Annotated in this window: 18 protein-coding genes and 1 riboswitch; of the genes, 15 read left to right on the top strand and 3 right to left on the bottom strand. The window is 40.3% G+C overall.

What is annotated here, in order from left to right; all coding sequences use genetic code 11:
- The first annotated feature begins 4 nt into the window (after positions 1-4).
- The 9 genes from argF to PQ511_RS15080 all read left to right on the top strand — a co-directional run bounded on the left by argF (position 5) and on the right by PQ511_RS15080 (position 10184).
- Positions 5-973, top strand: a complete 969-nt coding sequence (argF, locus tag PQ511_RS15120; RefSeq protein WP_273852734.1) for an ornithine carbamoyltransferase — start codon at positions 5-7, stop codon at positions 971-973.
- Between the two features lie 70 nt (positions 974-1043).
- Complete coding sequence (locus PQ511_RS15115; RefSeq protein WP_273852733.1) at positions 1044-2255, top strand: argininosuccinate synthase; 1212 nt, start codon at positions 1044-1046, stop codon at positions 2253-2255.
- Between the two features lie 12 nt (positions 2256-2267).
- Positions 2268-3656, top strand: a complete 1389-nt coding sequence (gene argH, locus PQ511_RS15110) for an argininosuccinate lyase (RefSeq protein ID WP_273852732.1) — start codon at positions 2268-2270, stop codon at positions 3654-3656.
- A 321-nt stretch (positions 3657-3977) separates the two neighbouring features.
- The gene (locus PQ511_RS15105; protein WP_273852731.1) at positions 3978-4115 is read left to right on the top strand and encodes a hypothetical protein; all 138 of its coding nucleotides are present in this window, start codon (positions 3978-3980) and stop codon (positions 4113-4115) included.
- Between the two features lie 122 nt (positions 4116-4237).
- Positions 4238-5107 (top strand): patatin-like phospholipase family protein, encoded by an 870-nt coding sequence (locus tag PQ511_RS15100; protein WP_273852730.1) that lies wholly within the window; start codon positions 4238-4240, stop codon positions 5105-5107.
- 73 nt (positions 5108-5180) lie between these two features.
- Positions 5181-6629 (top strand): aldehyde dehydrogenase, encoded by a 1449-nt coding sequence (gene aldA, locus PQ511_RS15095; RefSeq protein ID WP_273852729.1) that lies wholly within the window; start codon positions 5181-5183, stop codon positions 6627-6629.
- Positions 6630-6733: 104 nt separating this feature from the next.
- A complete protein-coding gene (locus PQ511_RS15090; protein ID WP_273852728.1) occupies positions 6734-7849 on the top strand; it encodes an aminopeptidase in 1116 nt (371 codons plus the stop codon).
- A gap of 571 nt (positions 7850-8420) precedes the next feature.
- On the top strand, positions 8421-9707 hold the full coding sequence (gene egtB / locus PQ511_RS15085; protein ID WP_273852727.1) for an ergothioneine biosynthesis protein EgtB: 1287 nt from the start codon (positions 8421-8423) through the stop codon (positions 9705-9707).
- Between the two features lie 162 nt (positions 9708-9869).
- Entirely contained in the window at positions 9870-10184 is a 315-nt protein-coding gene (locus PQ511_RS15080) for a thioredoxin family protein (RefSeq protein WP_273852726.1), read from the top strand.
- A 32-nt stretch (positions 10185-10216) separates the two neighbouring features.
- On the opposite strand, the gene PQ511_RS15075 is transcribed toward PQ511_RS15080, so the two are convergent.
- Positions 10217-10447, bottom strand: a complete 231-nt coding sequence (locus PQ511_RS15075) for a hypothetical protein (protein ID WP_273852724.1) — start codon at positions 10445-10447, stop codon at positions 10217-10219.
- A 238-nt stretch (positions 10448-10685) separates the two neighbouring features.
- A riboswitch (cyclic di-GMP riboswitch) is annotated at positions 10686-10774 on the top strand.
- A 25-nt stretch (positions 10775-10799) separates the two neighbouring features.
- Here PQ511_RS15075 and PQ511_RS15070 point away from each other — a divergent pair.
- The 4 genes from PQ511_RS15070 to PQ511_RS15055 all read left to right on the top strand — a co-directional run bounded on the left by PQ511_RS15070 (position 10800) and on the right by PQ511_RS15055 (position 14788).
- Positions 10800-10955: an anti-repressor SinI family protein gene (locus PQ511_RS15070; RefSeq protein ID WP_273852723.1), complete on the top strand. Its 156-nt coding sequence runs from the start codon at positions 10800-10802 to the stop codon at positions 10953-10955.
- 327 nt (positions 10956-11282) lie between these two features.
- Entirely contained in the window at positions 11283-12665 is a 1383-nt protein-coding gene (locus PQ511_RS15065; protein WP_273852722.1) for a glycine--tRNA ligase, read from the top strand.
- Positions 12666-12726: 61 nt separating this feature from the next.
- Positions 12727-13296, top strand: a complete 570-nt coding sequence (locus PQ511_RS15060; RefSeq protein WP_273852721.1) for an HAD-IA family hydrolase — start codon at positions 12727-12729, stop codon at positions 13294-13296.
- Between the two features lie 73 nt (positions 13297-13369).
- Entirely contained in the window at positions 13370-14788 is a 1419-nt protein-coding gene (locus PQ511_RS15055) for an MFS transporter (RefSeq protein WP_273852719.1), read from the top strand.
- 77 nt (positions 14789-14865) lie between these two features.
- Here the strand turns inward: PQ511_RS15055 and gltC are convergent, their stop codons facing one another.
- Positions 14866-15771: a glutamate biosynthesis transcriptional regulator GltC gene (gene gltC, locus PQ511_RS15050; protein WP_273852718.1), complete on the bottom strand. Its 906-nt coding sequence runs from the start codon at positions 15769-15771 to the stop codon at positions 14866-14868.
- A 177-nt stretch (positions 15772-15948) separates the two neighbouring features.
- On the opposite strand from gltC, the gene gltB reads away from it, so the two are divergent.
- Positions 15949-20538: a glutamate synthase large subunit gene (gene gltB / locus PQ511_RS15045; protein WP_273852717.1), complete on the top strand. Its 4590-nt coding sequence runs from the start codon at positions 15949-15951 to the stop codon at positions 20536-20538.
- Between the two features lie 14 nt (positions 20539-20552).
- Positions 20553-22037 carry a glutamate synthase subunit beta gene (locus PQ511_RS15040; RefSeq protein ID WP_273852716.1) on the top strand — a complete coding sequence of 495 codons (1485 nt, stop codon included), beginning with the start codon at positions 20553-20555 and terminating at the stop codon, positions 22035-22037.
- A 46-nt stretch (positions 22038-22083) separates the two neighbouring features.
- Here PQ511_RS15040 and PQ511_RS15035 read toward each other — a convergent pair whose 3' ends face one another.
- Positions 22084-22173, bottom strand: coding sequence for a putative holin-like toxin (locus PQ511_RS15035; protein ID WP_224880206.1), 90 nt, complete (start codon positions 22171-22173; stop codon positions 22084-22086).
- Positions 22174-22273 lie beyond the last annotated feature (100 nt).

The following is a 22273-nucleotide window of genomic DNA, read 5'->3' as shown; positions in this document are numbered from 1 at the left end:
TTGAATGATGCAGTCGGTAAAAACGGAAAATGAAATCGCAGAAGGAATGAAGGGGAAAGATTTTCTAACGATCGCTGAACTGAGCAGTGAGGAGATTCATTATCTTTTGCAAGAAGCTGAACAGTTGAAAAAGCTTCAAAAGGAAGGGATTCCTCATGAAGAATTAAAGGGAAAAGTGCTTGGGATGATCTTCGAAAAGTCATCAACAAGAACGCGTGTATCATTTGAAGTCGCGATGCTTCAGCTTGGCGGCAATGCGTTGTTTCTTAGTTCGAAAGACATCCAACTTGGAAGAGGTGAGACGGTTGAAGACACTGCTAATGTGCTAGCAGGGTACCTTGATGGGGTAATGATCCGAACGTTTGGCCATGAGACGATTGAACGCTTTGCGAAAGCTTCTTCCGTTCCTGTAATTAACGGCTTAACTGATACACATCATCCAGCACAAATTCTTGCTGATTTACTAACGATTATGGAGCATAAAGGTCATTTAAGTGGATTGAAAGCAGCTTATTTTGGAGATGGGAACAATGTGGCTCATTCACTGATCGAAGGGGCAGCGAAAGTGGGCATGAATTTCACGATCGCTTGTCCACCAGGGTATGAACCAGATGAAGCGATCGTAGCGAAAGCGAATGAAGTAGCGAAAACAAATGGTTCGCTCATTGAAGTAATCGCTGATCCCCTTGCAGCTGCTAAGGATGCGGATGTTCTAATTACGGATGTTTGGGCAAGTATGGGGCAGGAAGACGAGCAAGCTGAACGCGAGGGCATTTTCGAACCTTATCAGGTGAATGAAGCGTTATGTATAAATGCGGACGAAAACTACATCTTTATGCATTGCCTTCCAGCGCATAGAGGAGAAGAGGTTACAGCGGGTATTATCGACGGTCCTCATTCAGTTGTATATCAGGAAGCAGAAAATCGTCTTCACGCTCAAAAAGCACTTTTAAAACTTTTATTAAAAAGTTAAATTTTTTTCGTGCAATTTGAATAAATATACGTTATCATAGATATTAATACAAAGATAAGGAGTGGATGACATGGCAAAAGAGAAAATCATTCTTGCTTATTCCGGAGGTCTTGATACCTCCATTTCGATAAAATGGTTAGAAGAAAAATATGGATACGAGGTTATTGCGCTAGGACTTGACGTAGGTGAAGGGAAAGATCTAGAGACGATCAAGGAAAAGGCGCTGAACGTGGGTGCCTCAAAAGCTTATATGATTGAAGCGAAAGAACTACTTGCTGAGAATTATCTTTTACCAGCATTAAAAGCAAATGCATTATACGAAGGGAAATACCCGCTATCCTCAGCACTGTCACGTCCCCTCATTTCAAAGCTTCTCGTTGAAGCGGCTGAACGTGAAGGAGCTACGGCAGTGGCACACGGATGTACAGGAAAAGGAAATGATCAGGTTCGCTTTGAAGTATCAATTCAAGCGTTGAATCCGGACTTGAAAGTGATCGCTCCTGTTCGTGAATGGGGAATGACGCGTGATGAACAGATTGCTTACGCACAAGAAAAAGGTATTCCGGTTCCAGTTAAACTTGATAACCCATTTTCAATTGATGCCAACATTTGGGGTCGTGCATGTGAAGCTGGTGTTCTTGAAGATCCGTGGGCTGAGGCACCTGAAGCCGCATTCGATTGGACAGCACCAATTCACCTAACACCTGATGAGCCGGAATACATTGAAATTGATTTTGAAGAAGGCTGCCCAACAGCACTTAATGGCCAAAAAATGGGGCTAGTTGATCTTATTGAGAAGTTAAATGAAATCGGCGGCGTCCACGGGATTGGACGTATTGATCATATTGAAAATCGTCTTGTTGGGATTAAATCAAGAGAAGTATATGAAAATCCAGGCGCGCTCATTTTGATTAACGCTCATAAAGAATTAGAATTTTTAACCCATACTCGCGAAGTATCGCAGTTTAAAACGACGATTGATCAGCAACTTTCAAAACTGATCTATGATGGTTTATGGTATTCACCACTTCGTCAGGCGCTTGAAGGGTTCATTAACGAAACCCAGAAAGTAGTAAGTGGTAAGATTCGTCTTAGACTTCACAAAGGGTCAAACACAGTAGTTGGACGTCAATCAGAGAACTCTCTCTATAACGAACAACTTGCAACCTATCTTAAAGGTGATCTCTTTGATCATGATGCAGCAGTTGGATTCATTAAACTATGGGGATTACCTACAAAAGTGAATGCGGAAGTTCATAAGAAACAAAAAGTAACTCAATAAGGAGATGTTAGTGTGTCTAAGCTATGGGGTGGACGCTTTACGAAAGAAACGAATAAGCTTGTAGAAGAATACACAGCTTCGATCCAGTATGATAAAGAACTAGCAGAAGAAGATATCGAAGGCAGTCTGGCCCATGTTCAGATGCTAAGTGAATGCGGTGTGATTAGTCCCTCTGACATGGAAGAAATCAAGCGAGGGTTACACATTGTTCTTGAGAACATTCAGAATGGAACGTTTGAATATGACGTCTCTCAAGAAGACATTCATATGAATATTGAAAAAGCCCTCATTGATGAAATAGGACCTGTCGGTGGAAAGTTGCACACTGGAAGAAGCCGTAATGACCAGGTTGCAACAGATATGCATATGTACTTAATGAAAAAGGTTAACCTTTTTATTTCTCATATCGAAGAGGTTCAGCAGGCGATTCTAAGCCAGGCTGAATCTCATGTAGAAACTGTTTTACCAGGTTATACACATTTGCAGCGTGCTCAACCTGTATCATTTGCCCATCATATGCTCGCGTATTTCTGGATGTTTGAACGTGATAAGGAAAGATTTCAAGACAGCTTAAAGAGAACGAGTATGTTACCGCTTGGTGCAGGCGCACTAGCTGGAACAACCTTTCCGATTGATCGCCATCGCACGGCAGAACTGTTAGGTTTTGAGGCCGTTTATCCGAATAGCATGGATGCTGTAAGTGATCGTGATTTTATTGTCGAGTTTCTTTCAAATGCTTCCATGCTTATGATGCACATGTCCCGTTTGTCGGAAGAAATGGTGATCTGGAGCAGTCAGGAATTCCAATTTATCGAACTAGACGATTCTTTCTGTACGGGATCGAGTATTATGCCTCAGAAAAAAAATCCGGATGTTCCTGAACTTCTTCGTGCAAAAACAGGTCGAGTTTATGGGAATTTGTTTAGCTTGTTAACTGTTTTGAAGGGACTACCGCTTGCTTATAACAAAGACATGCAGGAAGACAAGGAAGGCATGTTTGATACAGCTAAGACGCTTGATGGCGCTCTTCAACTTTTGGCGCCGATGATTGAAACAATGACAGTACAGACAGAAAATATGAAGCAAGCCGTTAATGAAGATTATTCTAATGCAACCGATATTGCGGATTACCTTGTGAATAAAGGAATGACGTTCCGTGAGTCACACGAAGTCATTGGAAAAATTGTTCTTTACGGTATCGAGAGAAAGAAATTTTTACTTGATCTTACAATGGAAGAATTTAAATCATTTACGCCATTATTTGAAGAAGATGTTTTTGAAGTGCTTAAGCCTGCTAATGTGATGAACGCAAGAAAAAGCTATGGAGGTACGTCGCCAGAGCAAATCGCAATTCAGATTCGTTTAGCCCATGATCATTTAAATGTAAAAGAAAACGCATAAAGGGCCCTATCCGATAGGATAAGACCCTCATGAAGAAGGAAGTTATTAGCGTTTGCTAAACAAGCGATGGGGTAGAACGGTATTTGTCTTTTGGAGACACCTCTTTCTAATGAAAGTTGTTAGAGCCTTGTTTTACCAACTGAGTAGTTCAACGCGACCATCTCCTTAAAAGCTTCCGTTTTCCTTATGCACTTTTGTTCTTCCCTCTTCACTAGTTATAATGGCCACTTTCATCTCTTTCTATACCTACCCTTTTCTTTTTTTTTCGGATACTTTGTTTCTGAAAATGGGAGAATAGGAAGAGATGAAAGGAGGGGTAAGATGGGCCGAGGAAAGGCATTCGATCATAAGAAAAAAGGAATGGAACGAGAACGACCTAAAACAGCGGATCAAACAAAGTTCCCTCATGAAGCATCAACAGGGCATAAAACAATCCGTAATGAAGACCGTGAAGAATAATGAAGCTTCCTGCACTGGCAGGGAGCTTTTTACATTCCATTAAGAAACGAAGCTTGCTTTCTTGAGGTTCATTTCCAACTCAAGTAAAATTAAACATAGATGATTGAAAAGGGGACTTTTAAATGGATTCAGTTGGTCTTGTACTAGAAGGCGGAGGGATGAGAGGCGTTTACACTGCCGGAGTTTTAGAGTATATGATGGAGCATAATTTATATTTTCCATACGTAATTGGCGTTTCTGCTGGTGCTTGCAATGCTGCGTCATACTTATCAAGACAAAATGGAAGAAATCGAACAGTGCTCATTGATTATGTTAATCACCCTGAGTACATCTCTTACAAAAATTTAATTCGTAAGAAACAACTTTTTGGTATGGATTTAATCTTCGATGAAATTCCTTCCATGCATGTACCTTTTGACTTTAATACGTTTCAAAATGCAACGGAGCAATTTGTTATAGGCACCACAGATATTACTACAGGGAAACCGTATTACTTTAATAAAAATGATGATGGTGAACAAATTCTTTCGATTTTAAGAGCATCGAGCTCACTACCTTTTATGGCGCCACCCGTTCAAATTAATGATCGTTTTCACCTGGATGGAGGAATTACCGATCCGATTCCTGTTAAGAAATCGGAAGCTGATGGGAATAAGAGTCATGTTGTCGTTTTAACGCGTAATGAAGGATATCGCAAGCAGAAATCAAAATTATCTTGGATGATTCAACGCCTTTATCGGAAAAATCCTGCGTTGGCAAAAGCCATTACAACACGATATGTTCATTACAATCAAACTCTTGATCATATAGAAGCAAATCGGGACAATTATTTTATCATTCAGCCTTCGACGCCTCTTGAAGTAGCACGAATAGAAAAATCTCAGCTTCGCCTTACGACTTTATACAATCAAGGATATGAAGAAATGAAAAGGCATCATAAAGAGCTAGAAAATTGGCTTGAAAAGAGGGCACAAACGAAAGAAACTGTTTGAATGTGTGATCATATGTTTAAGAATACAGCAAACTTGGGAAGAGTTCTCCAACACTATGTAGGAGGTCTTTCAAGTGAAAAGCTATCAACTATACATTAACGGTGAATTTACGAACAGTCATTCAGAAGAAATGCTTGATGTCATTAATCCGGCAACAGAAGAAGTGATCTCAAGAATTCCGAAAAGTAATGAGAACGATGTGCAGCGTGCAATTGAAGCCGCTAAAGCTTCCCAAAGAGAATGGGAAAAGAAGCCTTCCATTGAACGAGCTGAATACTTATATAAATTAGCCGATAAAGTAGAAGAGAAAAAAGAGACGTTTATTAACATGTTAACAGAAGAAAATGGTAAAACGGTAGATGCTTCAAAGGCAGAAGTGGAATTAACAATTGATTATTTCCGCTATATGGCAGGTTGGGCAAGACGATACGAAGGGGAAGTACTTCCAAGTGATCGTCCAAATGAAAATATACTTGTTTTCAAAAAACCGATTGGAATCGTTGGTGGCATCGTACCTTGGAATTTCCCAATGTTTATCTTTGCTCGGAAGGTAGCGCCAGCGTTTGTCACAGGCTGCCCGATTATCATTAAGCCAAGTCAATATACGCCAAATACAGCATGTGAGCTAGCCAACATTATCCATGAAATTGGCGTTCCTAAAGGAGTCTTTAGTTTAGTTACTGGTAAAGGTTCAGATATTGGTACGCCACTTGCATCTTCACCAGATGTGCAAATGATTAGTTTAACAGGAAGTTATCCGGCAGGTTCAAAAGTGATGGAAGCGGCTGCGCAAAACATTACCAAAGTGAATCTCGAGCTTGGTGGTAAAGCGCCTGCTATTGTAACGAAACATGCAAATGTGGACCTAGCCGTTGAGAAAATTACAACATCTCGTATAACTAACAATGGTCAGGCTTGTACAAACGCAGAACGTGTCTATGTGCATGAAGATGTAGCCGAAGAATTTATTTCAAAGATAACAGAATCGTTTAAGAACACAAAAGTAGGGGACTCATTAAACGAAGATGGATGTGACATTGGTCCACTCGCAAACAAACAGCAAATTGACTCTGTTGAAGAAATGGTCAACAATGCCGTAAAAGCTGGTGCTGTTGTAAAAACAGGAGGGAAGCGTGTAGACCGAGACAAAGGCTTTTTCTTTGAACCAACTGTATTGACTGATGTGTCACAAGAGATGAATGTCATTCAAGAAGAAATTTTCGGACCTGTTTTACCAATTGTTATTTATAGTGATTTTGATAAAGTTTTAGAAATGGCGAACGACACTCATTATGGACTTTCTTCATCAATTTTTAGTGATAACATGCACGAAGTGATGAAAGCATCAAACGTCCTTCGATATGGTGAAACGTATGTGAATCGTGAGAACTTTGAAGCGGTTCAAGGATTCCATGCCGGTATGGGACAATCAGGTATCGGTGGTGCAGATGGTAAACATGGTCTTAATGAATATCTTAAGACTCATGTCATTTATATGGAGTACGATCAAGATATCAAATAAAAAAACCGGGCTTATGCCCGGTTTTCTAATGTTTGAAGAATGATGAAGGTAGAGCGTATAATAGAAAGGTAGAACCATATTAAGAAGAGGAAAAGAGGGAGAATATGTTTGATTCTCGTATTATAGAGTTTGCTGAGAAGTTAGTCCAGTACTCAACTAAAGTTCAGGAGGGTGAACATGTCTTAATTGAAGCATTCGATGTAGATAGTTCGCTTGTTCGCAGCATTGTAAAAGAGGTACATAAAGCAGGTGGCTTTCCACATGTCAATTTAAGAGATAATCAAGTTCTTCGTGAACTATTAATGAATGCGACAGAAGAACAAATCACGGAATGGGCTGAAATCGATTTAAATCAAATGAAAAAAATGGATGCGTATATTGGCATTCGCGGCTCAGAAAACATTAATGAATTATCAGATGTACCTGAAGCTAAAATGGCATTATATAATCAAATTTATAAAACAAAAGTCCATAGTAATCAACGGGTGAAACACACAAAATGGGTAGTGATGAGGTATCCGAACGCATCTATGGCACAGCTGTCTGGCATGAGTACAGAAGCTTTTGAGGACTTCTACTTCAACGTTTGTACGATGGATTATGCAAAGATGAGTGAAGCGATGGATGCCCTTGTGGATCGTATGAACAGTGCTGATGAGGTACGAATTGTGTCTCCTGATACTAACTTAAGTTTTTCTATTAAAGATATCCCAGCTGTAAAATGTGCGGGAGAACTGAATATACCTGATGGAGAAGTATTTACAGCACCGGTCAAAGAGAGTGTGAATGGCGTGATTACATATAACACTCCTTCTCCTTATAATGGATTTGTGTTTGAAAATGTTCAGCTTACATTTGAAAATGGTAAAGTGATTGATGCTGTGGCAAATGATACAGAACGACTCAATCAAATACTTAATACTGACGAAGGTGCACGATATATTGGGGAGTTTGCAATTGGTGTCAACCCTTTCATTCGTGAGCCAATGAAAGACATCTTATTTGATGAAAAAATTGATGGGTCATTCCACTTCACTCCTGGACAAGCATATGATGAAGCGCCAAACGGCAATGATTCTTCCGTTCATTGGGATCTGGTCTTAATTCAACGACCTGAATATGGTGGGGGAGAAATCTGGTTTGATGACGAGTTGATTCGCAAAGACGGGAAGTTTGTACCTGAAGCTCTTCAAGTGTTAAACCCTGAAAATCTCAAATAAAGATGAGAAACGCATCCACTGGATGCGTTTTTTTCGTACAGATGACCAATCACATTTTCATTTCTTTGAATATAAATAAAGAAAACTACTTAAGACAGGAAGTGCCTTCCAATGGAAATACATTGTGATGGATGTACGAAGGAGATGAGAGACTGGGAAACCATTCATATGGTAAAGTTCGATAAATGGTATGTTGGTCATTTCAACTGTTTATTGAATTTGAAAAAAAAATTAAATCTCAATAGACCGATTAAGTGGGATAAATTAGAAGGTAAAAAGGATAATCAGAAGGATTCGGATGGGAAAACAGCAAATTAGATCGAGTGGCAAGAAAAGACGCTATCTAAACGTAGCGTCTTTTCTTGTGTTTCCGATATCTCACGCGACTGTTACTTATTCGCCGTTTTCCATGTAGGTATAGCTAGTTATGCATACATTCAAAATCGGTGTGGTTTTATTTATGTAACCAGGGAGCGCTCAGAAAAAGGAAAATGTCTTTAAATGTTTAATTTATTTAATGTGAGGGTAAAATTTCATGTTCAAACATTATTCAGATTTTGGGGAGGAACTTATGACACAACAATCGATTCATTTAACTGATCTACGAGAACAATTGCTTCATTCTTTTGAGGCAACAAGAGAAATGACCAACACTTTAGTGGAACCGCTGGAAACGGAGGATTTTACAATTCAATCGATTCCAGATGTAAGTCCTCCCAAATGGCATATGGCCCACACAACGTGGTTTTTTGAAACCTTTATTTTGAAAGAGTACCAAGAAGGATACAAGTCGTTTCACGAAGAATTCGAATACTTATTCAACTCTTATTATGAAAGTGTCGGAAGCTATTTCCCGCGCCATGCACGAGGTTTGCTAAGCAGACCAAGTATCGATAAAGTTAGAAGGTATCGCTCTGATATCGATAAAGAAATGATTGCTCTTATACAAGAAATTGACGAAAGTAAACTTCAGTCAGTTGCTGAGTTAGTAGAAATCGGATTGAATCACGAGCAACAGCATCAAGAGCTTTTAATGACAGATATTAAATATAACTTTTCCGTAAATCCTTTATACCCTGTATACCGCTCTCTTGAAGGCAACTCTACAGCAAAAGCGACACCACTAGAGTGGGTGACATTCGAAGGTGGACTTATTGAAACGGGTATGAATGAAGCGGATGGCTTTTCCTTTGATAATGAACGTCCAGTACATAAGGTATGGCTTGAACCATTTAAGTTAGCGACGAGAACGGTGACGAATGGAGAATACATGGAATTTATCAATGCTGGAGGGTATGAACAGGCGATCTACTGGTTGTCTGACGGTTGGGCAACTGTAAGGAAAGAAAATTGGACAGCGCCTTTGCATTGGGTCAAAAAAGATGGTGAGTGGTATGCGTTTACCCTTCACGGACTAGTCCCGATTAATAAAGAAGAGCCCGTTACACATATTAGCTATTACGAAGCTGAAGCATATGCAAGCTTTGTAGGAAAGCGTCTACCTTCAGAAGCTGAATGGGAAGTTGCAGTGAGGGATCAGCCGATTGCTGGTAATTTTGTTGAAGATGGCAACTATCATCCGGTTGCAACAATGAAAGAAGAAGAAGGTCAAATTAAAAAAGCATATGGAGATGTGTGGGAATGGACGAAAAGTCCTTATATGCCTTACCCGGGTAACAAACCTCTTGACGGAGCATTAGGGGAATATAATGCTAAATTTATGAGCAGCCAAATGATTTTACGTGGAGGGTCATGTGTCACTTCGCAATCTCATATCCGTCCAACGTATCGTAATTTCTTTGGTCCTGAGAAACGCTGGCAGTTTACTGGGATTCGACTTGCAGAGGACGGGGAATAATAAGGAGTCCTAGCCTCAAGTATTGAAATATTGAATATGACAAGCTTTGACTTCTTTAGCTGATAAGGCTTGTGATCAAAATGACGTTATTTTCCTTACAGACATGAAAAGATTATTTCGATATAATGGTCTCTGAATAGAAAGATAGAAGGAGCGATAATTGTGAAAAAAATCGAAACGGCTGAATCTTATCAGTCCTTTATTAATGATGAAAAAGTATCCATCCTAAAATACGAAGCAAATTGGTGTCCAGATTGCAAACGACTTGACTTTTTTATCGATGATATTATAAATAATCACCAAGATAAAGCCTGGGCTCAAATTGATATAGAACAGTTTCCTGAAATTACAGAGGAAAATGATGTGATGGGAATTCCGAGTTTGCTTGTCTATCAAGATGGAAAAAAGATTGGTCACTTGCATAGTGCCAATACTAAAAACCCAGATCAGGTAAAAGAGTATTTAAGTCAATTTTAATAAAGAAAGAAGATTGCACAGGCAATCTTCTTTTATTTGGTTAGGACATATTGAACTGTGCCATCAATTAATGAATGAACATAGGCTATGGAGTAACCAATACTGAGATAAATCGAAAGCGTTTCGCTACATGAAGGGTGAAAAGGTTCCAATGGTGCATGAAGACTTGTGTGCAAGGCGATTGTTTTGTTTGAAAATGGAGAACATTGAAGGAGTATGACATGAGTACCGCTCCATGGAGTTCCAATCTGGTTTCTACTCATCGTATTCCTCCTTTATCAAATTTAAAATTTTTCAAACGACACATGCTCATTTTATTGATTTAGTAATAAATAGAAAGATGTTGTTGAAATGACATTATTTTAAAAATATTTTGAATTTAAGTGTCGTAACTGATATATTAGTAGCATATACTGGCAAACTTCACTAAAATATTTGTAGAATTTTTGAAAACTTGTATAATTTCTAGGATAATGGTCGGTGCAAGTCATTTTTTAATTCTCCAGATAAGGGCAAACCATTCTAAAGGATGGGACGCAAAGACACAGGTCTACTGTTGGTTTACCAACTATGACGGCTGGTCCTCCTGGAATACCCGCTAAGGAGGAGAAAAGAATGGCCATGACAGAGATTAAGCCTAAGAAAGTACTGGATCATGAATGGGTTATTCTTATGAGGGCTGCCCAGAAAATTGGACTACAGAAAGAAGAGGTAAGGTCATTCTTGAGACAAGAAAAAGAACCGACATCTACGAATGTACATAAAGGATGAACGGCCGACGGGTCGTTCTTTTTCTGGGTTAATCCTTGACTTTAGGAGAACTTTTTTTGTATCATATGACATATCAATCTCATACATAACCATACTAACTATGAAAGACAAATAGTAATCAGATAATCCTTAGTTAAGCGATTCGGGGATGGTGCGAGCCCGAATAAGGTCTGATGAAACGGCAGTCTGGAGTTAAACGTTCTGAAAGTGGATGCATAGCATGCATCAACTAGGGTGGAACCGCGGGTGCATAAGCTCTCGTCCCTGGACAGTTATTGTCCATGGAGCGGGAGCTTTTTATATTGATTGAAAAAAGGAGAGAAAAACATGACAATTTCAATGGATCAGATCGTATCTGTATCAAAGCACAGAGGATTTATTTTTCCAGGGTCTGATATTTATGGAGGACTCGCAAATACGTGGGACTATGGTCCACTTGGTGTAGAATTAAAAAACAATATTAAAGGAGCATGGTGGAAGAAGTTTGTACAAGAATCTCCCTATAATAGCGGTTTAGATGCAGCAATTTTGATGAATCCAAAAACATGGGAGGCTTCAGGCCATCTAGGAAACTTTAATGATCCTTTAATTGATTGCAAAAGCTGTAAAACACGCCATCGCGCAGACAAATTAATTGAAGATGCACTATCCACAGAAGAAGACGAAATGATTGCTGACGGTCTTTCTTTTGAAGAAATGGAACGACTTATTAAAAACAACAACATTACTTGTCCTGAATGTGGAAGTGAAGATTTCACGGAAATTCGTCAATTTGATCTGATGTTCAAAACACACCAGGGCGTAACGAAATCAAGCACAAGTGAAATTTATCTTCGTCCCGAAACAGCGCAAGGCATTTTCGTTAACTTTAAAAATGTGCAACGTTCAATGCGTAAAAAGGTACCTTTCGGAATTGCACAAATCGGAAAAAGCTTCCGAAACGAAATTACACCAGGTAACTTTACGTTCCGTACTCGTGAATTTGAACAAATGGAGCTTGAATTTTTCTGTAAACCTGGTGATGAACTTGAGTGGCATGACTATTGGAAAGAGTACTGCAAAAATTGGTTGCTTAATCTTGGGGTAAGTGGAGACAGCATTCGGTTACGTGAGCATGCAGAAGATGAGCTTTCCCATTATAGTAATGCAACAACGGATATTGAGTACAAATTCCCGTTTGGTTGGGGCGAGCTGTGGGGTGTTGCTTCAAGAACAGATTATGACCTTAAGCAACACATGGAACACTCGAATGAAGATTTTACTTATCATGATCAGCAAACGGGTGAAAAATATGTACCCTATTGTATCGAACCTTCACTCGGTGCAGACCGCGTAACGCTTGCTTTCTTAATTGAAGCATATGAAGAACAAGAGCTTGAAGATGGGTCTTCAAGAAGCGTAATGCACTTCCATCCAGCGATTGCGCCATTTAAGGCAGCTGTCTTCCCACTTTCTAAAAAACTTTCCGAGGAAGCGCGCGCTGTACACGCAGAACTATCTAAATATTTCATGGTTGATTATGACGAAGCTGGTTCAATCGGTAAACGTTACCGTCGTCATGATGAAATCGGTACGCCATACGCGATTACATTTGATTTTGACTCTGTGGAAGATCAGCAAGTTACGATCCGTGACCGTGATACAATGGAACAGAAAAGAATGCCAATTTCAGAATTGAAAAGCTTTCTTGAAGAAAAAACACAATTCTAAATGATGAAAGCCGCTCATGTGCGAGCGGCTTTTCTTTACTAATAAGGAGAGTGAACGCAAGGTGAGAATTCTATGGGATTTCGATGGAACATTATTTGATACATACCCAGCATTTACAAGAGTAATGAAGGAGTTGGTTTCTTCTGAAGTAACAGAAGAAGAGATATTGAAGGAATTGAAAGTTTCTTTTCGCCATGCAACAGAGGTGTTTCAATTATCAGAGGAACAAATCAAAATTTTTCGCGAAAAAGACAATGCCCTATCACCTAATGACAAACCTCCTTTCCCGGGATTAAAAACCATTCTTGAAAAAGCAGATCTAAATGTGATTATGACTCACAAACCACGCGCTGAAGTTATCGAAATATTGAAACATTTTGATATGGAACATTATTTTGCTGATCTTGTAGCAGGTGACGATGGTTTTCCACGAAAGCCCGATCCAGCTTCGTACCACCATTTAAATGATCACTATTCTCTTGATCTTGCAGTAGGAGATCGTCTCCTGGATATTCTTCCAGCAAAAGAAGTTGGAATGAAAACATGCCTATTTCAGAATGCTTCTCCAGGAGCAGATATTTATGTCACGAATTATGAAGACTTATTTGAAAAGCTTTGGCCTAATCATTAATAATATCCAATCAGTTGATCCCCTTTGTGTTCATATGTGATAATACACATATGAACACAAAGGGGATGTTTTGATGGATAAAAAACTTCGGTTTATTTTAATCACATTTTTGCTAGGTGTTTTTTTAGGTGCTCTTGACTCCGGTATCGTATCTCCTGCTTTGACGACGCTGATAGAAGATCTTGGTATTGATTTGAAATGGACAGTATGGGTAGTAACGATCTATACGCTTGTCTATGCTGTAAGTATGCCGATCGTAGGAAAGCTTGCTGATCTATTTGGGAGAAAGCGAATTTTTCTAACGGGCATTACATTATTTGCGATCGGTTCCGTTATCGCTGGATTTAGTCAATCTCTTCCTTTTCTATTAGTCGGTCGTGCCATACAAGCTCTCGGTGGTGGTGGAATCATTCCCATCGCAAATGCCGTCATAGGAAGCAGTTTTCCGAAAGAGAAACGTGGCATGGCACTGGGGTTTGTTGGAGCTATGTTTGGAATAGCTACCATACTCGGACCGAATGTAGGGGGGTTTTTCGTTGCTCAGTTTAGTTGGAGATGGATTTTCTTTATCAATATTCCAATTGCGCTCATCATTCTTGCCATGGGTTTAAAACTTCCCGATGATCGAATGGAGGGGAGTAAGCCTTCGCTTGATTGGGGTGGAGCGGCACTACTATCACTCGTTATTGTAAGTCTTTTGCTGGGACTAACGAATCTAGATACGAATGAATTTATTCAATCCATTCAGTCATTGACAGTCTGGCCACTATTGCTAATTAGTATTGCTTTCATCTATCCACTTATTCGAGTCGAAAAATCTTCGAAAGATCCTATCATTAAATTAAGTTACTTTAAAGATCGCAACATTGTGTTAGCGCTGTTGATCTCAACAGTTACTGGTATTGGTATCATTAGTATGATTTTTGTTCCTTCATTCTCGGAAATTATCTTATCTTTATCTAGAGGTCAAGGTGGTTATGTTATGACAATATTAGCGGTAGCCTCTGGTTTTGCTGCACCTATTGGTGGGGTGCTTCTCGATAAATGGGGAGCCAAGCAAGTTGTCCTCCTAGGATTTTCGTTAAGTCTTCTTGGTTCTCTTTTCTTTGTTTATCTAGCAGATGGGTGGATTACGTTATCCCTTGGCATGATTTTATCTGGTATAGGAATTGGCTTCACGATGGGGACGCCGCTAAATTACATTATTCTTGAGTTAACGCCTGATCGAGAAGCTGGTGCTGCTCTATCACTTGTTAGTTTGTTTCGTTCGGTGGGCACATCACTTGGCCCGGTTATTCTTGCGGGTTTTATTGCTACTGCAGGTGCGACAACTTTCAGTGGAAGTAAAATGACTGATGCGATTAGGGATATGATTTTATCGGGGTATCAACACATGTACCTTGCAGCCTCCGTTATTTTCTTAATCGGCCTTATACTTGGAGTCTTCTTGAAAATGCCTGCTAAAGAATCTGAAGTTCATCGATCGAACTAGGTCGGGATTCAGTTCGATCATTAAAATAGTCACCAAAAAAACCAGAATCGAGAACTATCTGCTCGATTCTGGTTTTTTTATTGACCAAATCTGTTAAGAACCTCGTAAAAGTGGGTAAGAAATTCAAAAAACTTTCTTTCAGAAGGAGCTAGTTCTCTTCCTTGTGGAATGATGACACCAACCGTTCTTGTGACATTTGGTTCTGATAACTCGATTTTCACTGTCTCACCAGGCAACTGTTCTGAAAGTGTAATTTCAGGTAAAAGACTTACTCCTAATCCTGCTGCGACCAGACCCTTAATCGTATCAATATCTTCCCCTTCGAATGCAATACGAGGTTTAAAACCAACCTGCTGACATGCTGATGTAACAAGATGATGCAGCGCGTATCCTGAGCGAAATAATACAAATGGGTCATTTTTTAATTGCCCAAGTCTAAGCATGGGGTAATCCGCTAATTCGTGCGAGATCGGGAGAAGAGCAAGGAGTTTTTCTGTAAAAAAGATGTGTCCTTCAACATCTGTCCGATCTTTCGGTACTGGAGACACAAATGCAATATCAATTTCCCCTTTGCTAACAGCATCCGTTAAGTCTTGCACAGATCCTTGCCTTAATTGAAAACCAACGCTTGGATGCTCTTTCCGAAATGCAGAAATAACCGTAGGTAACGTTTTTGCTGCTAAACTGTTCGGAAATCCAATCCGAATCGTCCCCGTATCCGGATTTAGAAATTCATAGACGGCTTGTCTTGCCCGTTCAATTTCTGAAATAGCCGTTTCAGCGTGATCCATAAATATTTGGCCAACCTGAGTTAACTTGACATTTCTTCCTTCGCGAATAAACAATTGTACGCCAAGCTCTGATTCAAGATTCGCGATTTGTCGACTAACAGCTGATTGTGCAACATGAAGAGATGTAGCTGCTGCTGTTACATGCTCTCGTTTTGCTACTTCCATAAAATAATATAGCTGCCTAAGTTCCATAAAAAAGAAATCTCCCTTTTGATTCATATCATTATTAGATTAATTATATCTAAATTATATATTGGAAGCATTGGTTAAAGCAATGTACAATAAGTGTAGAATATTTAAACAATTTCGACGTTATGGCGTTAAAGCGAGAAACCATAATGAATTGGGATAAGAGCGAGGAGTGGGAATATGGATAGAACAAACTTTCCAGAGAAACAGGGATTATATGATCCAATTCATGAGCATGACGCTTGTGGCATCGGACTAATCGCCAATATAAATAATGTACCTGCGCATGACATTATTGAAAAGGGAGTCTATATGCTACGCCAGCTAGATCACCGCGGAGGGCAGGGGAGCGATCCTGACACGGGTGACGGTGCGGGCATTATGCTACAGATTCCACACGAATTTTTCCGAAAGAATTCCGGGTTTAACCTTCCAAATAAAGGAGATTACGGTGTAGGAATGATGTTCCTACCGGTTGATAATCAGCTGAGACAGCGCGCAAAGCAAATTGTTGAAAAAGCAATCAAGGAAGCTGGTCAAGAGTTTATTGGCTGGAGAACCGTTCCTGTAGATGAAACAACAATTGGAGAAGCTGCATGTATTGCTCAGCCTGTCATTCGACAGGTCTTTATTAAGAAAAGCGATATTTCTGCTGAAGAATTTGAACGTAAATTATACGTCATTCGTAAAAAAGCCGAAAAACAAGTTTCTCAAGATTCTCAGCTATCGAAAACGAAGTACTACGCCGCAAGTTTCTCAAAAGATACAATTGTATATAAAGGAATGCTCACACCAGAACAACTTGATCAATTTTATTTGGATTTAAAAGATCCAACTTTTAAATCTGCTTTTTCGATGGTGCATTCACGCTTTAGTACAAATACTTTCCCGAGTTGGGATCGGGCGCATCCAAACCGTTACCTTATTCATAATGGGGAAATTAATACCCTACGAGGAAATGTAAACTGGATGAGAGCAAGAGAAGGCGCTCTTCAATCAGAGGTTTTTGGTGATGATATGAAAGATATTGCTCCAATCGTACGACCAAATGGAAGTGACTCTTCATCACTAGATAACTGTCTCGAATTTTTGAATCTTTCTGGCCGATCACTACCACATGCGGCTATGATGATGATTCCTGAACCGTGGGATCGTGATGCAACAATGCTTGATCCTAAAAAAGCTTTCTACGAGTATCATAGTACGTTAATGGAACCATGGGATGGACCAACTGCAATCGCATTTACGAACGGTCGCCAAATTGGGGCGATGCTAGACCGAAATGGACTGCGTCCTGCACGCTACGTGATCACAAACGATAATACGTTTATTCTTTCATCCGAAGTTGGTGTCATTGAAATCGATGAAGAGGAAATAGCCGAAAAAGGTCGTTTAAGCCCTGGCAAAATGCTTCTTTTAGATCTTGAAGAAAAGCGACTTGTATATGATGAAGAGATTAAAACACAAATCGCAACAGACAAACCGTACCGCAAATGGTTAGATGAAAATCTTATGAGCTTGTCGCCTGAAGCAAGTAAAACAAGAGAAATTAATGAGAAAGAGCTCATTAAAACCCAAAGAGCATTCGGTTACACATATGAAGAGTTAACGAAGAATATTGCTCCAATGGTAACTGAAAAGAAAGATCCAATCGGCTCAATGGGCAACGATGTCCCGCTTGCTGTTCTTTCTGAGCGGCCGCAGCTATTGTTTAACTACTTTAAGCAACTGTTTGCTCAAGTTACGAATCCACCGATCGATTCCATTCGTGAAGAATCGGTTACTTCAACAATGACGCTGCTTGGACCAGAGGGCAACTTGCTTGAAACGGATCCAGGAAGTGCTAGAAGAATTCGACTTGAAACACCGATTCTTACCGATAGTCGTTTTGAAGCGATTAAAGCATTAAATGAAGAGGATTTTCAACCTGAAACCTTAAGTTTGCTGTTTGATGCTGCTCGTGGGGAAACGGAAATGGAGCATGCATTACTTGCCTTATTCCGAAAAGCCGATCGTGCCATTAAAAACGGGAAAAGCATTCTTGTTCTTTCAGATTCAGGGGTTAACCGTGAAAAAGCAGCGATTCCATCATTACTTGCGTTAAGTGGACTTCATCATCATTTAATTAAAAGAGAAACGCGAACGAAAGTAAGTTTAATCGTTGAAACAGGTGAGGCTAGAGATGTTCATCAGTTTGCTATGCTCACTGGATATGGCGCTGACGCGATTTATCCTTATGCCGCTTACCATTCAATTGACCAGATGATTATGGACGGCACTATTGAAGGATTTACCTTTGATGAGGCGATTGAAAATTACATTGAGGCGGCCACAACTGGTATCGTTAAAGTGATGTCAAAAATGGGTATTTCGACGATCCAAAGCTACCGTGGAGCTCAAATTTTTGAAGCAATAGGTGTTAGCAATGAAGTGATCGATCGTTATTTTGCTGGTACCGCTTCACAAATTGACGGTATACCAATCGATATTATTGCAACAGAAACATTAATGAGACATCATTTTGCTTATCATGATTCCGAATATAGTGATTTAACGCTTGAAACGGGAAGTGAACTTCAGTGGCGGAATGGAGGAGAGCATCACTCTTTCAATCCAAAAACAATTCATACGCTACAACACGCTGCTAGAAGTAATAACTATGAACTATATAAAAAATTCTCTGGAATGGCGCTTGAGGAGAATTTAACTTATCTTAGACAGGCGATTGATTTTGGTTCAAAAGAAGCAATTTCAATTGACGAGGTTGAAAGTATTGAATCCATTACACGTCGGTTTAAGACAGGTGCAATGAGTTACGGCGCTCTAAGTGGTGAGGCTCACGAAGCGCTCGCGATCGCAATGAACCGCATTGGAGGAAGAAGCAATAGTGGTGAAGGTGGAGAAGATCCTTCTCGCTTTACGCCAGATGAAAATGGAGATCTTCGTCGAAGTGCGATTAAACAGGTAGCCTCAGGTCGCTTTGGTGTATCAAGCTATTACTTGAGCAATGCAGATGAAATACAAATTAAAATGGCACAAGGCGCTAAGCCTGGTGAGGGTGGTCAGCTACCTGGTAAGAAAGTATATCCTTGGATTGCCGAAGTTCGTGGATCGACGCCAGGAGTAGGGTTGATTTCACCACCACCTCATCATGATATTTATTCGATTGAGGATCTTGCCCAACTTATCCATGATTTGAAAAATGCAAATCCATCAGCACGAATCAATGTAAAGCTGGTTTCAAAAGCAGGCGTTGGAACGATTGCGGCAGGAGTAGCGAAAGGGCTGGCAGATGTTATTCTCATTAGTGGATACGAGGGCGGAACAGGAGCATCGCCAAGAACGAGTATTAAGCACGCTGGTCTTCCATGGGAACTAGGCTTAGCTGAAACGCATCAAACGCTCGTATTGAATGACCTTCGTGACCGCGTTGTTCTTGAAGCGGATGGAAAAATGATGACCGGTCGTGATGTTGTAATGGCGGCGATTCTTGGTGCTGAAGAATTCGGTTTTTCAACTGCACCACTTGTTGTTCTTGGATGTATTTTAATGAGAGCTTGTCATTTGGACACATGTCCAGTTGGTGTGGCAACTCAAAATCCTGAACTTCGTAAGAAATTTATGGGTAACCCAGATCATGTGGTTAATTATATGCAGTTTATTGCACAAGAAGTGCGAGAAATTATGGCTGAACTTGGCTTTAGAACAATTGAAGAAATGATTGGTCGGACCGATGTACTGAAAGTAAGTCGTCGTACAAAAGATCATTGGAAAGCAAGATATCTTGATCTTAAGCCGCTTCTTTATCAGCCGCATGTATCTGATGAAGTCGGTAGATTCAACCAGCGAAAGCAAGATCATAAACTAGATGCTGCACTAGATAATACGTCAATTATCCCTGCAGCACTTGGAGCGCTTGAAGAGCAAAAACCTTTTGAAGGCTCTTACGTTATTCGCAACACAAACCGCGTTGCTGGTGCACTATTAGGACATGAGATTACAAAGCGGTATGGTGCTGATGGACTACCAGAAGACATGATTCGCTTGCATTTTAAAGGCTCAGCTGGTCAAAGTTTCGGAGCATTCGTACCAAACGGGGTGACCATGCATTTAGAAGGCGATGCGAACGACTATGTTGGAAAAGGATTATCAGGCGGGAAGCTCATTATTCACCCTTCCGCTAAAGCAGGGTTTGCTAGAGACGAAAATACAATTGTAGGCAACGTTGCTTTTTATGGAGCAACTTCAGGTGAAGCATACATTAGTGGACTTGCAGGAGAACGTTTTGCCGTAAGAAACAGTGGCGCAAAAGCGGTTGTAGAAGGAATTGGCGACAATGGTTGTGAATACATGACCGGTGGCCGTGTCGTTGTCCTTGGCGAGACTGGAAAGAACTTTGCAGCCGGTATGTCTGGAGGAATTGCCTACGTTCTATCAGATGATCAAGAAACATTTAAGCGAAATGTGAATGCTGAAATGGTCCATATTGAATCGTTGAGCAACTATGAAGAGATTCTGGAAGTAAAGCATATGATTCAACAACATGCTTACTTCACTGATAGTCCAAAAGCCATTCGCTTTATTCAAAACTGGAATGAAGTTGTTCGGAAAATCGTGAAGATCATTCCAAAAGAATATAAACGAATCACAGAATCATTAGAAGAACTTAAAGAACAAGGCTATAAAGACGATGACGCAGCATACGAAGTGTTTCAACAGGCGAAGAACGGTCAAGTAAAGCCACGTCAAAGTGATCTGGAACCGGTATAAGGGGAGGTATTCGATTGGGTAAGCCAACAGGATTTTTAGACTATCCTAGAGAAAAAGCACGCGAAAGAGATCTATCAACAAGGTTAAAAGATTGGGGAGAATATCAACTTCCTCAATCTGAAGAAAGCCTGAAAACACAGGGGGCACGCTGCATGGATTGCGGCACGCCCTTCTGCCACTCAGGTATCGAATTAAATGGGAGTGCATCAGGTTGTCCACTCTATAACCTGATTCCAGAGTGGAACCATCTTGTTTATCAAGGTAAATGGAAAGATGCGCTAGATCGCCTACTTAAAACAAATAATTTCCCTGAATTCACTGGCAGGGTATGTCCAGCTCCATGCGAAGGTGCCTGCGTAGCAGCAATTCCTGATGATGCGGTTGCCATTAAAAGTATTGAAAAAGAAATTATTGATCGCGGGTTTGCTGAAGGATGGATGACACCTCAGCCTCCTAAAAATCGCACTGGGAAGAAGATTGCTATTGTAGGATCAGGTCCAGCAGGATTGGCAGCCGCTGATCAGCTAAATAAAGCAGGACATTCAGTCACCGTTTTTGAGCGTGACGATCGAATTGGTGGCTTATTAATGTATGGCATTCCTAACATGAAGCTAGATAAAGAGTTAGTTGAACGCCGTGTGAAACTACTTGCTGATGAGGGAGTAACGTTTGTTACAAACACTGAAATTGGTAAAGATGTGACGCAAGCGGAGCTTCGTGATGACCATGATGCAGTGATTCTTTGTACGGGAGCTCAAAAGCACCGTGACCTTCCAATTGAAGGACGCAAGCTTGGAGGAATTCATTATGCAATGAATTACTTAAAGCAGAATACAAAAAGTTTGCTTGATTCCGAGCTTCAAGATAAGAAGTATGTTTCGGCAGAAGGAAAAAATGTCATTGTAATTGGTGGTGGAGATACAGGGGCGGACTGTGTTGCTACAGCACTTCGACACGGATGCAAAAGTGTCCATCAATTTGGTAAACATCCGCAGCTTACAGCAGATCGAATGATTGATAACCCTTGGCCTGAATTTCCAAAGGTTTTTACACTTGATTATGCCTATGAAGAGGCACAAGCAGAGTATGGGGAAGACCCTCGCCAATATTCCATCATGACGAAAAAATTCGTTGGCGATGAAAATGGGCAAGTAAAAGAACTTCATACGGTGACGATTGAAAAGCATGTTGATAAAAGAGGGAATGTGTTCATGAAAGAGCTTCCTGGAACAGAACAAGTTTGGCCAGTAGAACTCGTCTTAATCGCAATTGGCTTTACTGGACCTGAGGAAGGTGTACTTGAACATTTTGAAGTCGAGCAAGACAACCGTAAACGAGCAAAGGCAGAATTTGAAGATTATCGTACAAATGTAGACGGAGTGTTTGCAGCAGGTGATGTTCGAAGAGGACAGAGCCTGATCGTATGGGCAATTAATGAAGGGCGAGGAGTAGCTCGTGAGACAGATCGTTACCTAATGAACAAAACAGTCATGCCTTAAAGATAAAAGCGAAAAGCACTCCAACAGCGGAGTGCTTTTCGCTTTGTTACGAAGAACGATCTTTCGTGTGGATGATGGCGAGCACAAGAGCGGAAAAGCTGACCATTAACGACAGGGCCTCAAATACGCTAAGCATCACATCACTCCTTTAAAAATAGAATGTCACTTTATGAGGTTGTCCTATACGCAAATAAACAAAGTATTTGACAGAAATTCAGGATTTTAATACACTTAAT

It is taken from the genome of Guptibacillus spartinae (assembly GCF_028610625.1).
Taxonomy (GTDB): domain Bacteria; phylum Bacillota; class Bacilli; order Bacillales; family Guptibacillaceae; genus Guptibacillus; species Guptibacillus spartinae.
This window is presented reverse-complemented; position numbering and strand designations above follow the sequence as displayed.